This is a genomic window from Chromobacterium sp. ASV23, from assembly GCF_016428945.1.
In the GTDB taxonomy this organism is placed as follows: domain Bacteria; phylum Pseudomonadota; class Gammaproteobacteria; order Burkholderiales; family Chromobacteriaceae; genus Chromobacterium; species Chromobacterium sinusclupearum.
In genome coordinates this window covers 32,754-45,928 of sequence record NZ_JAELTR010000017.1, presented here as the reverse complement: position 1 = coordinate 45,928, position 13,175 = coordinate 32,754, and the positions used below count along the sequence as shown (strand labels likewise).

General features: G+C 62.5%; 10 protein-coding genes. 5 read left to right on the top strand and 5 right to left on the bottom strand.

Going from position 1 to position 13,175, the window contains the following annotated elements:
• Positions 1-191 precede the first annotated feature (191 nt).
• From JHD59_RS09505 to JHD59_RS09495, 3 genes are all read left to right on the top strand, one after another.
• Positions 192-1,235, top strand: coding sequence for a DNA-binding protein (locus JHD59_RS09505; protein WP_199154050.1), 1,044 nt, complete (start codon positions 192-194; stop codon positions 1,233-1,235).
• 123 nt (positions 1,236-1,358) lie between these two features.
• Complete coding sequence (locus tag JHD59_RS09500; RefSeq protein WP_071108556.1) at positions 1,359-2,087, top strand: pseudouridine synthase; 729 nt, start codon at positions 1,359-1,361, stop codon at positions 2,085-2,087.
• Positions 2,088-2,121: 34 nt separating this feature from the next.
• Positions 2,122-3,120: a hypothetical protein gene (locus JHD59_RS09495; protein WP_199154049.1), complete on the top strand. Its 999-nt coding sequence runs from the start codon at positions 2,122-2,124 to the stop codon at positions 3,118-3,120.
• Between the two features lie 198 nt (positions 3,121-3,318).
• Here JHD59_RS09495 and JHD59_RS09490 read toward each other — a convergent pair whose 3' ends face one another.
• From JHD59_RS09490 to JHD59_RS09475, 4 genes are all read right to left on the bottom strand, one after another.
• Complete coding sequence (locus JHD59_RS09490; RefSeq protein WP_199154048.1) at positions 3,319-4,383, bottom strand: RNA methyltransferase; 1,065 nt, start codon at positions 4,381-4,383, stop codon at positions 3,319-3,321.
• Positions 4,384-4,561: 178 nt separating this feature from the next.
• Positions 4,562-5,788, bottom strand: coding sequence for an MFS transporter (locus JHD59_RS09485; protein ID WP_103321635.1), 1,227 nt, complete (start codon positions 5,786-5,788; stop codon positions 4,562-4,564).
• On the bottom strand, positions 5,778-6,224 hold the full coding sequence (locus JHD59_RS09480; RefSeq protein ID WP_071108560.1) for a MarR family winged helix-turn-helix transcriptional regulator: 447 nt from the start codon (positions 6,222-6,224) through the stop codon (positions 5,778-5,780). The genes JHD59_RS09485 and JHD59_RS09480 overlap by 11 nt, the downstream gene beginning before the upstream one ends.
• A 271-nt stretch (positions 6,225-6,495) precedes the next feature.
• Positions 6,496-6,768 carry a hypothetical protein gene (locus tag JHD59_RS09475; RefSeq protein ID WP_199154047.1) on the bottom strand — a complete coding sequence of 91 codons (273 nt, stop codon included), beginning with the start codon at positions 6,766-6,768 and terminating at the stop codon, positions 6,496-6,498.
• A gap of 73 nt (positions 6,769-6,841) precedes the next feature.
• Here JHD59_RS09475 and JHD59_RS09470 point away from each other — a divergent pair, with 73 nt between their 5' ends.
• Positions 6,842-7,066 (top strand): hypothetical protein, encoded by a 225-nt coding sequence (locus tag JHD59_RS09470; RefSeq protein WP_199154046.1) that lies wholly within the window; start codon positions 6,842-6,844, stop codon positions 7,064-7,066.
• Positions 7,067-7,435: 369 nt separating this feature from the next.
• Positions 7,436-8,734, top strand: a complete 1,299-nt coding sequence (locus JHD59_RS09465) for a CitMHS family transporter (RefSeq protein ID WP_199154045.1) — start codon at positions 7,436-7,438, stop codon at positions 8,732-8,734.
• An 85-nt stretch (positions 8,735-8,819) separates the two neighbouring features.
• Here JHD59_RS09465 and JHD59_RS09460 read toward each other — a convergent pair whose 3' ends face one another.
• Entirely contained in the window at positions 8,820-13,052 is a 4,233-nt protein-coding gene (locus tag JHD59_RS09460) for a hypothetical protein (protein ID WP_199154044.1), read from the bottom strand.
• Positions 13,053-13,175 lie beyond the last annotated feature (123 nt).

Genomic DNA, 13,175 nt, shown 5'->3' with positions numbered 1-13,175 from the left:
GCATTAAGGACAGGTGGGCTGGGCCGCATTTGGTTGGTTTGTTGGCAGGCATTCCATGCCTGAAACTTCCGATAAGTATAATTATCGGAAAAATATTGAAGATATGATTAAATAAATAATGATATACGTGATATATTTTATTCATTACATTTGCTACACTTTGAGGGAAACATCAAACAGGTAAACAGCACATGGCTGCGGATATCTATGCACGCATTCGCCAGGCGGCGTTCGAGCTGGTGGGCGAGGGCACCTGGCCTACGGTGGCCGACGTGCGCGCCCGCTTGGGCAGCGGCTCCAACACCACCATCAATAACGCCTTGAAGGAATGGCGGCAGGAGTTTTTATCCAGGGTGGCGGTCTCGTCGCGCCGGCCGGATTGGCCGCCTAGTTTGGCGGAGGCTTTTGAGCAGGTGTGGCAAAAAGCTTGCGACGAGGCTGATCAGCAGTTGGAGGCTGTGCGCCAAGAGGTGGCGGAAGAGGCGGCAGAGCTGCGCGCCGAGCGCGATGGCTTGCTGCAAAAGCAGGAACAGGCGGAGGCGGAGCTGCAATCGCTGCGTCATGAGCTGGAATTGCGCGCAGCCAGGCAAGTGGAGCTGGATGGTGAATTGCGTCAGGAGCGCCAGCGCGCGGAGAAGCTACAGGAAGAACGCCAGCAACTGCTGAGCGCGCAGGAGGCCTTGCGGCAGGAACTGTCGACCCTCCGCAAGGAGGCCGATGCCCGCGAGTCCGAGCTGCAAGAAAAGCATGAGCAGCAACTGCGCGAAGCGCGCGAGGAGTCCGAACGGAAAGAAGCGCTGGCCTATGACCGGCTGGAAGGCCTGCGCGTCCGGCTGTACCAGCAGGTGGAGGACGAGCGCAAAGACATGAAGCAACAATTGCAAAAGCTGGAAGGTGCGTTGCAGCAGGCCCGGCAGGATGCGGCCAAGATCGAGGGGCTGTGGCGCGAGCGGGTGCTGGAGCGCGAGCGCGAAAACGGCGGCTTGCAGGCCCGGCTCGACATGCAGCAACAGCAGGCCGAAGAGGCCAGGCAGCAATGGCAGCAGTCGCGCGAAGCCGCGGAAGCCGCAGAGCGGCGCTTGCGGCAGCTGGCTGAGGAGCACGCGCGGCTGCAGGAGCGGCAGTCGCTGTTGCCTGAACAGTGGCTGGAGCGTGTCTGCGCGGTTTTGCTGGCGGGCGAGTTGCCGCGGGAGCCGGAATCGGCCCGCGCCTGGCTGCGTTCCCAAATGGGCTGATTGCGCGCCCGTTGCGGCGCATCATGGCCAGTTGCGCCGCAATCCCCTACAATGTGCATCGACTCAATAGCGGCCTCCGCAGCGCAATGCGACCGGAGCCGCTTTTTCATTACGGAAAGACAAATGGAACCTGTACGCCTGTCAAAACGCATGGCCGAACTGGGGCTGTGCTCGCGCCGGGAGGCAGACAGCTATATCGAGCAAGGCTGGGTCAAGGTGGATGGCGAAGTGGCCATCCTGGGCCAGAAGGTGCTGCCGCACAACCGGATCGAAGTCGACAAGAAGGCTCAGGATGCGCAGTCCGCCCGCGTCACCATTCTGCTGAACAAGCCGGTAGGTTATGTGTCCGGTCAGGCCGAAGACGGTTACGAGCCGGCCGTGGTGCTGGTGAAGCCGGAAAACCAATGGTCGGAAGATAGCAGCCGCAAGCGCTTCCAGCCCTCGCATTTGCGCGGCCTGGCGCCGGCCGGCCGGCTGGATATCGACTCGGTGGGCCTGTTGGTATTGACGCAGGACGGCCGCGTCGCCAAGCACCTGATCGGCGAGCACTCCGAGGTAGAGAAAGAATATCTGGTGCGGGTGGAAGGGGAGCTGATCCCCAACGGACTGGCCCTGCTGAACCATGGTTTGGAGCTGGACGGCAAGAAGCTGTTGCCGGCCAAGGTGAGCTGGCAGAACGAAGATCAGCTGCGTTTCGTGCTGCGCGAAGGCAAGAAGCGGCAGATCCGCCGCATGTGCGAGCTGGTGGGCTTGCGCGTGGTGGGCTTGAAGCGCATCGCCATCGGCAAGGTGAAGCTGGGCAACCTGCCTACCGGGCAGTGGCGCTACCTGCGCGACGACGAGCAGTTCTGATACCGATAATCAGGCGAATAAACGGAGAGGCGGCATGTTCGAACGGTGGTTGCGCAAACTGGGCCTGGACCCGCAAAGCCGACAGCGCGCTCGCGAGCAGGCAGCCCTGATCGAGCAGTTGATCGATACCTGCGACCGGCGCCTGCGCCTGCTGCCCGGTTATCAGGACGCGCTGGCGCCAGGCATGCGCATCTCGCAGACGTATTTGTCATCGCTGATGTCGCAGCTGCCGCCGGTATTGGAGCTATCGCTTCCCAGCTTCTCGCGCGATCCGCGGCTGGGTCTGTTGTTCTCCGGCCCGGCCAGCCTGCTGGAGCTATTGGAGAGCAGCGAGACCTTGCGCGAGTTTTTCCTGTCGGCGTCCAATGGCGACGAAGCCTGGGCCTTACTGGCCATGCAGCGCAGCGAGACCGGGCGTTTTGGCGTGTCCATGGAAAACGGCGAGCTGCGCAGCGATGTGGCGCAAGTGGTCGTCAGTTTCGATGGCCACCGGCTGATGGTGCCCAGCCCCAGCCAAGAGGCGTTCCTGCAGCGCTCCGGTGCCCACGCGCTGGATGTGCTGAGCGCGGTGATCGCGCGCCGCTTGAGTCTGATGGAGCAGGGTCGGCAGTTGCTGGAGTCGGAGCAAGCCAGGCTGCAACTGCGCCGGTTGGCGCTGCAGTCTGAAGGTTGCACCGTGGTGGATGGCCAGGCTGACGACGACCTGCCGGACTCTGTGGCCGGCGTCGACGCTCGGCTGGCCGAGCTGAAGCCGCAGCTGGCGGAGCTGCGCAGCCATGCCGGCCTGGAAGGCACGCTGGATGTGGTGCGCCAGGTGTTGGAGCGGCCGGAGGATTATTTCTGTGTGCAGACCGTGACGCTGCGGCTCAATCGCATGGGCATCAAGGTGGAGGGCGATGATGAAGGCGCCACCGATCTGATGCTGGAAGAGGTGGTGCTGGGCAAGCTGCAACCCATACGCCGCGCCCTGGTGCCGGTGCGGGTGCGGCGGGATGATATCGCCGAACTGCGGCGGCAGTTTGGCCAGGGCTGAACGGTTTCGCGCGGCACGAGCGTCAAAGCGGGCCAGCACTCCGAGGCGCGTGCCGGATCGGGTATTTCGCGAGCCGCTCCGAGTAAAAACAGTGCAGCTTGCGACGAACCGGCTATGCTGAATACAGCACAAGTTTCAATCGGCCTCAGGGCGGTCGGTTGAATCTGCCCCGACCATCTGGCCGGGGTTTTTTTTGGCTCAGCGCGCGTCTTTGGTCTGCGGCCGCCCGGCTTGGCGCCGCAGGCGGCTGACATCGATGATCCCAGAGGCCCGCGCGCGCAACTGGCCACAGCCGCCGTCCACATCCTGGCCGGCGGAATCCCGCACTTTGGTCAGCACGCCGTTATCGTGCAGATAGCGTTTGATCGCTTGCACGCGTTCGCTGGACGGGCGCTGGAAGCTGTCGCCCTCCACGCTGTTGTAGGGAATGATGTTGAGCACACCGTACTTGCCCTTCAGCAGGCGCGCTGCCGCGTCCAATTCTTCCTGACTGTCGTTTACGCCGGCCAGCAGCGTCCACTGATACTGAATGGGATAGCCCACTTGGCGGGCGTAGGCTTCGCCGAGTTCGACCAACTCCGCCGGCGCGATGCGCGGCGCGCGCGGCAGCAATTGCTGGCGCAAATCGGCGCGGGTGGTGTGCAGGGACAGCGCCAGCGCCGGCTTGACCAGCAGCTGCGGCAAGCGTTCGAAGACGCGCGGATCGCCCACGGTGGAGAACACCAGGTTTTTGTGGCCGATATTGCCATCGGTGCCCAGCCACTGGATGGCCTCCAGCACATTGTCCAGATTGTGCGCCGGTTCGCCCATGCCCATGAAGACCACTTTTTTCACGGGACGGATGCGGCGGGCGAGAGCGACCTGGGCGGCGATCTCCGCGCTGCCCAGCTGGCGCAACAGCCCGCTCTTGCCGGTCATGCAGAAGGTGCAGCCTACCGCGCACCCCACCTGGCTGGACACGCACAAGCCGTCGCGCGGCAGCAAGACGCTCTCCACCATTTGGCCGTCGTTCAATTCCACCAAGAGCCGCAACGATCCATCTTCCGCCGTGTGCTGCGAGCGGATGCGCGCCAAACCTTCCAACTGCGCGGCAATGGGCGGCAGGCCGTTGCGGACGGACAAGGGGAAATAGTCCTCGCTTTTCTGGTGGCGAGTGCCGGCATCGAGCGGCTGGCCCTTGAGCCAGGCGCGGTTGATGCGGCCGATGTGGCAAGAGCGGGCGCCGATAGCGGCGAGAGCTTGATGGAATTCCTGGATACGCATGCGCTGCTTTGGATACGGTTGCCGCGCGCGTGGATATCTCCGCGCGCAATGATTCAAGCCGCGTAGAGTACCGCAAGATGAGGATAAACGGGTGGGTTTCGCGCGCCTGCGGCGATGCGGCGCGATTAAGAGAGAACCCGCTCCGCCGAAGCGGAGCGGGTGAGACGCTTGTGACAGATCAGGCGCGGGCGGTTGCCTCTTGCATGGCTTCCGCAGGCTGGATCAGCAGCCGATTGGCGAAGAAGCAGATCAGCGCCAGGATCAAGTAGACGCCCAACAGCGCCGGCGCGGTGTGGACAGACAGCAGGCTCAGCAGGAAGGAGGTGGCGCTGGTCATCAGGATATTGATCAGGAACATCAGCGCGGTGGCGGTGCCGGCGATATGGCGGAACAAGGAAAGTCCGCGCCCCATGGACATCGGGAACAGCATGCCCTGGCTGAAGAACATCAGCGCGCTGATGGCGCACAGCAGCGGCAGGCTGTCCGGCCAGATATGGGACAACACCGCCCCGAGCAGCGTCACGGCCAGCAGCAGCTGCGTCATCCTTTGTTGCAGGCGGGCTACCGGATAGCGTCCAACCAGGTAGCGGCAGACAAAAGTGGCCAGCAGAAACACGCAGCCCAAGCCAAACGCGATATGGCCGAAGACGAGGGGAGAGTAGTGCCAGCCTGACTGGATGATGAACGGCCCCACAGTGTTGAAGGCGATGCTCATCGAGTAGATCGCGCCCATCAGCACCACCATGCCGATGAACTGGCGGTGGCGCATCACTTCGCCCAGGTTGCGGCGTATGGTGGGCACATTCAGCGGATGGCGGCGGAAGTGTGTTTCCGGCACGAAGCAGGCCACCAGCAGCCACATCAGCGCCATCGATCCGGCGAAGAACACGAAGCAGGCCTGCCAGCCGGCGTAAACTTGCAGATAAGCGCCCAGCACCGGACCGATGATAGGACCAAGACCGAACATGCTGCCGCTGATCACGCCCATCTTCACCAGTTCCTGCGGCGCCAGCACGTCCGGATACACCGAGCGCGCCACCACGGAAATCGTGCCCACCATCAAGCCTTGCACCAAGCGGGTAGCCAGCAGCGCGGGCAAGGTAGGCAGCCACAAAGGCAACAAGCTGATCAGCACGAAACCGGCCAGGCCGCCCAGCAGCAGCTTGCGCCGCCCCCAGGCATCGGTCAGGAATCCGGAAAAGAAATTACCCAGCGCATATCCCAGTAGATACAAGCTGATCAGATTCTTGATGGCGCCGTCCGACTCTCCCAGCATCGTCGCCATGGCCGGCAGCGATGGCGAGACCAAATCCACTGCCATGCCGAACAGCGGCATCAGCAGCAGCAACACGGCCAGCAGCCGGCGCAGTTGTTTGGGCGGTATGGCGTGAGCGTCATTTGTCATGGTCTTTGTCTTCCTGGCTTTGCGACAGATTGGTTTGCATTCTTTGCAGCATGGTCTGCATTTTTTGTTGCTCTTCCGGGCTGAAGCCCTGGAACAGTTGCTGATCCACGCTATCCACCGCGGCGAGCAGCCCCGGCATCAGTTTGTCGCGGCAGTGTTCGGTCATCTCGACGAACATGCAGCGGCGGTTGGCTGCCCAGGGACGGCGTCGGATATAGCCGTCTTTTTCCAGGCCCTCCAGCGTCCTGGCCAACTGGCCTGGGTCCATGTCCAGCTGGCCGAGCAGGTTTTTCTGCGTGCAGTCGCCGGATTGATGCAGCATCAGCAGGATCTGCCGCTGCGAGCGGGTGATGCCTGTGCCCTGCAGCCGGCTGTCCAGCAAACGCCGTTTAAGGTTGACGATATGCGCCAGCGCATGGCCAAGAAAATTCAGCATAGGGTTTCCAATGTTGACTATGTCAACAATTGTATTGATCAATATATGACAAAGTCAAATGTTTGCGTGGCGCGCTGCAAGCAGGACATGCGAAGTGACAAACGCAAAATTCCAGGTTCCGAGTTGGCCGGTTTGGACGAGGGATGAGAGGCAGGCTGGTTTTCAGCCGGAAGACAAGGGGCGTAAAAAATGCCGGCAGCTGGGAGGCTGCCGGCTGAGACATGGCGGGCTTAGGGCTTCCACCTTCTGGCGCCAGCCCTTTGGGCAGTGCTTATTTTTTCAACTTGCCATTCACCTGCGCCAGCGCCGCCGTCCAGACATTGCGCACGGACTGGCTGGCGTTGTCGCTGCAACGTTCCAGCATGCGGCGGAAATGCTCGGCGTCATGCTCCTCCGCCTGCTTGTTCACAGTCTCCTTGTGGCCATTCTTGACTACTTGGTGTTCGACGGTCTTGATTTGCACAGCGCAGTACTTGTCGCCGGCGGCCAGCGCAAATGGCGCGGCAAGACTCAATGCAAGGAATAAGGCTAAGACTTTAGGCATGGCATGGCTTTCCCCCGGCGCTGCCGGGCTTGATGCGATGTGTCGTTGAAATAAGACGGAAAATGAAAACCCAATGGCATTTTTGATCGGCATTGAGTGGTTATTCATGAGCGGCGCCATTCTATTTCAGCCAGAGGAAATGCTAAGTAAATGGTCATTAAGGTGTTTGACGGCAGGTTTTTTTGTTTACAAGGCAGGCGGATTCGAAGCGCATCGGCGTGTCGGCGCAAAGCCCATTCATGAGCTTAGAGTGTTTGTTCTAATTGGATTTCCAGGCGGGATCAGCGAGCCGGAATGACATCGTTTGCGCATGCGCTTGTCGTTTACAAACTCTTGCGTTCGGGTAAATGCATGACAAAGAGAGAAAAGCCATTTCGCTTTTCCCCGGATAAAAACGATGAAGAAAACGGGCCGTCTTGGCGGGCAATCAGCAATCCATCCGCTTATGGACAATGACTTTTTCCCGCATGTAGTCTTGTTGTTTCAGGCTTCGAAATGGGCGGCCAGAGGAAAGGGCGCCCATTATCAATGACGCCGTTTCGGATACAAGAAGAGCCTTAGCGCCGCTAATCAATCCCCTGATCCTAGGTTGCGCCTCCTTGCCGTACGACGGGTACGGTGTGCGTCGGCGCGCCTTGGCTCAGGTATGCACCCCTCGGAGGAGAACATGCTTACCCTAGCTGGACTGGCCATCATCATTACCGTTGTATCGCTGTTGATCTTCCGCAAGCTGGCCCCCGTGGTCTGCTTGACGCTGGTGCCGTTTCTTGGCGCCTTGCTGGCCGGCTTTGGCTTTTCGGATATCGGCAAGTTTTATGGCGCGGGGCTGAGCTCGGTTGCCCAGGTGGCGACGATGTTCATCTTCGCCATCACTTTTTTTGGCGTGATGCAGGACACTGGCGTCTTTCGTCCCATCGTCAATGGCATGGTGCGGCTGTCGCGCGGCAATCCCGTCGCCGTGGCCGTCTGCACTGCCGTGGTGGGCATGCTGGCGCATCTGGACGGGGTGGGCGCGACCACCTTCCTGTTGACGGTGCCCACCTTGCTGCCGCTTTACCGTCGCCTGGGCATGAATCCCTATTTAATGATGCTATTGCTGGCGCTTGGCGCCGGCATTCTCAATATGATGCCCTGGGCCGGTCCGCTGGGCCGCGCGGCCGCGGTGACGGATTTGGACCCAGCCAAGCTGTGGCAGCCCCTGATCCCGCTGCAATTGATAGGCGCGGCGTTGCTGGTGTCGCTGGCTTTTGCGCTGGGCATGCTGGAGGCGCGCCGCCTGCGCAAACAAGGCGTACAGGCCGGCCTCGACATGGACCCGCAGGTGGACGCCATCGATACGCCGCATGCGCCGCAGCGTTTCATGATCAATGTCGCGCTGTTTCTGACGGTGATCGGCACGCTGATCTCCGGCATCCTGCCGTCGGGTTATGTGTTCATGATTGGCCTGGGCGTGGCGCTGTTGATCAATTATCCGAATGTGGATGAGCAGCTTGAGCGCATCCGGGCCCACGCGCCCAACGCGCTGCTGATGGGCGCCATCATTCTGGGGGCCGGGTCCTTTCTGGGCGTGCTGAACGGCAGCGGCATGCTCAAAGCGATTGCTGCTGACCTGGTGCGTGTGCTGCCGGACGGCGCCGCGCCGCATCTGCACCTGATTTTGGGCGTATTCGGCTTGCCGCTGGATCTGGTATTGAGCACCGATGCCTATTATTTCGCCCTGTTGCCGGTGATTCTGGAAATCGTCTCCGCCTATGGCGTGGAAGCCACCACTGCCGTCTATGCCTTGCAGATCGGCAATGTGATCGGCACTTTCGTCAGTCCGTTTTCGCCCGCGCTGTGGTTGGGATTGGGCCTGGCCGGGCTGGATATGGGGCGGCACATCCGCTATTCGCTGCTGACGATGTGGTCGTTCTCGCTGGTGTTGATGGGGTGCGGGGTTTGGCTGGGGCTGATCGAGATGGCTTGAGCCGGTTTGCGTCGGTTGAAGGCTGCAAGTCAGCGCTTGTCTGGCGAAAGACGCGACGGCCCCAATCGAGGCCGTCGCTGTCCGGCTACATCGATGCCGCAGGCTGGAAGCGCACGGCATTTTTCAACGATTGCTCAACCTTCTCGCGTATCTGCATAGCCAAGGCCTTGTCCACTCCGGCCTGGAGGAACGCTTCTGAATCGGCGTCCAGCTTGAACGCCGGCGCATCATCGGGCGCGGCATGAAGCAAGGCCTGATCGAATCGCAGGCCAATCTCCGCCTCCGTGCAGTCCGCGAACCCCGGCTCGGCCTGCAGGCCCTGCGCCAGGCGAGCGAGCCTGGCGTCCAGCGCCTGCTGCGCCAGAGACTGCAGCGCTTCGGTCTGAATATCCTGGCGCTGGCTGATGGACACCTGCTGTTCTTTGATGCGGCGGGCGAGCGTGTCGCGCGCCTTTTGCAAGGCTTGGCCGAGAATCTCGTCGTTCAGCTCCTTCTGCACGGCCCGGTCAAGGCCAGGCATCAGCCACGATGTCAGCGTTGACCACAGGCTATGCGTGCCGAGCGCGGCTGAGGCCGCCATCGCGCAGGCCGCGATGATGCCGGCTGCCGCCCAGCCCAAGGGCCCCGCCGCCAGCAGCCCCAGCAGAGCGCCGGCTGCAAGCGGCGCCGCCACCGCCGCCGCCACCAGCAGCGCCTTTTGGCCGATGCTGGCATGTTTCCAGGTTAGCGATACCTCCTTCAGCGCCCGCTCCATCGGCCCCAGCTTGCCGGCCTGGGCGATGTCTCGGCCAATAGTGCCCGCGTTGCGGAGCGCTTCGCGTTGCAAGGCATAGCTGGCCATAGACTTGAGGCGATCGCCGATGCTGGCCTCCGACCCTAACCCCATGCCGTTTAGCACCGCGTTGACGGCGACGTTGATATTCCGGTGCTCCGCCACCTTGTCTGCGATGCCTTTTTCCACCTGGGTTTGCGCGGCGCCGCCCATGAATTGCAGCATCGCGGTGGCGATGCCTGCGCCGGTGCCGGCGCCTAGCAAGGTGGCGCCGACGCCGCCGGCCAGCACGCCGCCGATGTTCTGGCTCAACACGCCCTTGACGCCGCCCACGGCATACGGCGCCCAGTCGGCCATGCTGAGCAGGGCGATCAGCGCCGGCGGCAGAGTCTGGCCTTCCTCGATGCCGACCAAAGCCTCGCGCTTGCCGAACAGGGCGTCCTGCATCACGCTGTCCATCGTTCCGCGCTGCCAGGCGGTGTTGAACATGTCGCCCAGGAAGGCCGCCTTGCCGGTGGCGGTCAGCGCGTGATAGACGTGATTGAGGTTGCTGGACAGATGAGCCAGTTCTTGCGGATAGGCGCTGGCCCAGGCCAGCAGCTGGCGAGGGGTAAAGCCCAATTCCTCCAGGGCTTGCTTGGGGTCGCTCGGCAACTTCGCCAGGCAGTTGAGCATGTCCTGCCTGGCTTCGGACATGCTTTTGCCGGTCAGCGCCAACTGATGTTGCAGCAGCAAATCGCGCGGCTTGTCCAGTTGCTCGCCCGCCAGGCTGGCCACGCTATCGCCCATCATCGAGGCCAGCCAGCTGCTCCAGTACACATCCTTGGGATAGCCGCCGCCTCCCGCGCTGTTGGCGCGCCGCTCCTCCTGCTGCAAGCTGAGCAGGGCCAGCCGGAACTGCGCGCTCTGGTGGGTGATTTCCCGCTGCGTGCTGTCCAGCTTTTGCTGCAGGTTCTGGTATTTGATGGCGGCGGCCGCTGTCGGGTTTTCCTGGATGATGTCCTGGATGCGCTTGCCGCCTTGCGGATCATACGCGTCATGCAAGATGCTGGCCGCCTCATCCAGATCCTGCTGTAAATTGGCGCGCAAGCGGGTCAGGTTGGCGGTGGCCTGGATAGTGTCTTTGATGGCCTGGCTGCGCAGCTGATAAATTTTCAGATTGATGCCGGCCAGCTCTCCGGCAAAAGGCTGGGTTTCCGCCGCCAGCCGGCTTTCCCACTTGGGCGACTCGCTTTTTTGCAGCTGGCTGGCGCGCTGCAGCCTATCCACATCCGCCAGCGGCGCGGAGGCGTCCAATACCGCTGCCAGCATCTGGTTTTCCGCGCGGACGTCCTCCAGCGCCTTGGCCAGCGTAGCCGGGATGCTGTCGTCGCTCTCCTTGGGCAGGCTGCTTAGCAATTGAGCCAATTGCGCCAGCTTGCCCTCATAGGCTTGCAGCAATTGGGCGCGCTGCTTGAAAAACGCCAGATGTTCATCGGGATGCGCCTTGAACTGCGGCAACAGCTTTTGTTGCTCGACCGCGGCGTGAAAAGTCAGTTGGGGCAGGCCGCGATGCGCGGCTTGATGCTCAAGCTGGTGTTGCAGTTGCAGGCATTGCCGCGCCGCCGCTTGCAGTTGGCCGCGCGTCGCGCTGTCCAAGGTGGCATAAGCCTGCAAGGCTTCTGCGCCGACCTGGGTGTCCTCGGCGACAAAGTCTTCGGAATTCAGCTGCAGGCCATCGTGGCCGACGGTGGCGACGCCGCTGCGCGCCAGCAGGAACAGTACGCCATCGAGGGTGGTTTCACTGTCGTCCACCATGGTCAGGTCGTCCAGACCGCTGATGTCGATGGAGGCTTCCAGCCCGCTGCGCGCCTTCTCCGCATGCCTTTGCGCAGAAGCGGCAGGATCGCGCCAGCGCATCAGGCAGAACCGCTCCAGCGCTGTCACCTGGATATTGCGCTGAGCGGCTGCGGTTTTGTATTCGCCGGACGCCGTGATCGCCTCTTGCTCCTTGCGCAGAGACTGCGCGGCCGCTTTGCCGGCGTCATTCAGCAGATGAAGGAAGCACAGCTTGTCATCCCGAGTTTGCAGCAGTTTGGCGCGTTGCTCGCCCAGTTGCGCGTAGCTGCCGGGATCGATGACAAAGCCTTCCGCCTGCGGCAGCGGCGCCGGGTCTGGCCGCGTCTGGCTCAGGCCGGGATAAAAAGCGCCCAATAGAAGCAGCGCCGTGTCCAGCTTGGGCGGCGGCGCGCCGTTCAGCATCAGTTTGGCAAGCGCATCGCGCAAGCTCTGCGGGGTGACCGGCTGCCGCTCGCCAAGCGCGTTTTGCAACTGAGCCAGCCAGAGCTTGTCCTGCGCGCTGAAGGTTTTGCCGGATAGCGTGGATTTGGATGCGATCTGCTCGGCCGCCGCTTCCATCCGCATGCGCCAGTTGCCGCGCGCGCCCTCTGGCGCTTCTGCCTGGCCCAGCTCCTGCAGGCTGGCGCGGAGCTCGGCCAATTGCGTTTCCATGTGGCGGGCGCTGCCCGCCAGCTCCTGCACCGTCTCTTGGCCTGCAGGCTGGCCGTTGAGAGACGCGCATTCTCGCCGCAGCGCTTCCAGCATGCTTGCCGCTTCAGACAGCGCATTCTCCGCCTGTTTGACGCTGTCCTGCATTTCCGCGGCGGACGCATCCAGCCAGCAAGAACGGTCCTGCGCCTGGGCGAACAGGCCGGGCAGGGCGCCCAGCATGGCATTCAAACGGGAAGCGATCTCCGCCAGCGTTTTATACGCGGGGTCCGGCAAGCCGCCTACCAGCATATCCTTGGCGCGGCCCAGCCAGTTGAAATGGTAACGCTCCATTTGCGGCAGCTTGCCGATGTCCAGCGGCGGCGGCAGCAAGGGGGCCAGCTTGATGTTCTGCCATGGCGAGGCGGCGGGCTGCTCGATCAGCAGACGCGCCGGCACCAGCATAGGTCCCGACAGGCTGTCAGACGTTTTGCGGGATGGCAGGTCGGCGAACGCCGCGCGCGCGGTTTGCCAGTCGGCGTCGCTGATATCTTGCATCGGCAGGCGCAGCAGGAGCTGATTGCCGGCAAACAGCGCTAGTTGCGGTCCATTCGCCTCGTCTTGCTGGAGCTGGCATGCCAGCGCGTCGGCCTGATGCGGCGGCGCATCGGTTTTCATCCGGCAGACAGCCGCCAGCGGATGGGCGAAGGCGCTGAGGTTTTGCGGTTTCAACAGCGGCGTCTCGCGCAGGTTCAATTGCGCCAGGGTGGGGCCGCAGGCATGGCGGCTGACGGCCTGGTCGCCTATCCGGCAAATGAAGCATTGCGACTCGGCATGGTAGTCGATGCGGAGTTTGTCCTGGTGTTCCTGCCTGGCCAGTTGGCGCAGCGCAGCCATGGCCTCCAGGGCGGCGGCGCTGTTGTCGCCGTGGTGGACGATGGCTTGGCACAGGGTTTCTGCCGCTTGCAGCTGTTCGTCCGGGAACAGCTGCTGAAAGCCGTCAGGCGGGCCGACGCGATGGCTCTGGCCTTCGCTTGGGGCCAGGGCCTGAGAAGGGTTCAGGGGCAAGGATGCAAGCATGGATGGTCTCCCTCTGGCGATGGCGTGTCGATTGCGTCTGTCCGAGCGGATGCCGCGGAGCATGAGGCGATTCTATGAAGCAGGCGCGGGCGGGCAGCTCAGGTGTTGACCTGAACCGGAAGA

Bases quoted from the DNA above. Each gene is read 5' to 3' on its own strand.
- JHD59_RS09505 (WP_199154050.1), top strand. From the start codon at position 192: ATGGCTGCGGATATCTATGCACGCATTCGCCAGGCGGCGTTCGAGCTG.
- JHD59_RS09500 (WP_071108556.1), top strand. From the start codon at position 1,359: ATGGAACCTGTACGCCTGTCAAAACGCATGGCCGAACTGGGGCTGTGC.
- JHD59_RS09495 (WP_199154049.1), top strand. From the start codon at position 2,122: ATGTTCGAACGGTGGTTGCGCAAACTGGGCCTGGACCCGCAAAGCCGA.
- JHD59_RS09490 (WP_199154048.1), bottom strand. From the start codon at position 4,383: ATGCGTATCCAGGAATTCCATCAAGCTCTCGCCGCTATCGGCGCCCGC.
- JHD59_RS09485 (WP_103321635.1), bottom strand. From the start codon at position 5,788: ATGACAAATGACGCTCACGCCATACCGCCCAAACAACTGCGCCGGCTG.
- JHD59_RS09480 (WP_071108560.1), bottom strand. From the start codon at position 6,224: ATGCTGAATTTTCTTGGCCATGCGCTGGCGCATATCGTCAACCTTAAA.
- JHD59_RS09475 (WP_199154047.1), bottom strand. From the start codon at position 6,768: ATGCCTAAAGTCTTAGCCTTATTCCTTGCATTGAGTCTTGCCGCGCCA.
- JHD59_RS09470 (WP_199154046.1), top strand. From the start codon at position 6,842: ATGGCATTTTTGATCGGCATTGAGTGGTTATTCATGAGCGGCGCCATT.
- JHD59_RS09465 (WP_199154045.1), top strand. From the start codon at position 7,436: ATGCTTACCCTAGCTGGACTGGCCATCATCATTACCGTTGTATCGCTG.
- JHD59_RS09460 (WP_199154044.1), bottom strand. From the start codon at position 13,052: ATGCTTGCATCCTTGCCCCTGAACCCTTCTCAGGCCCTGGCCCCAAGC.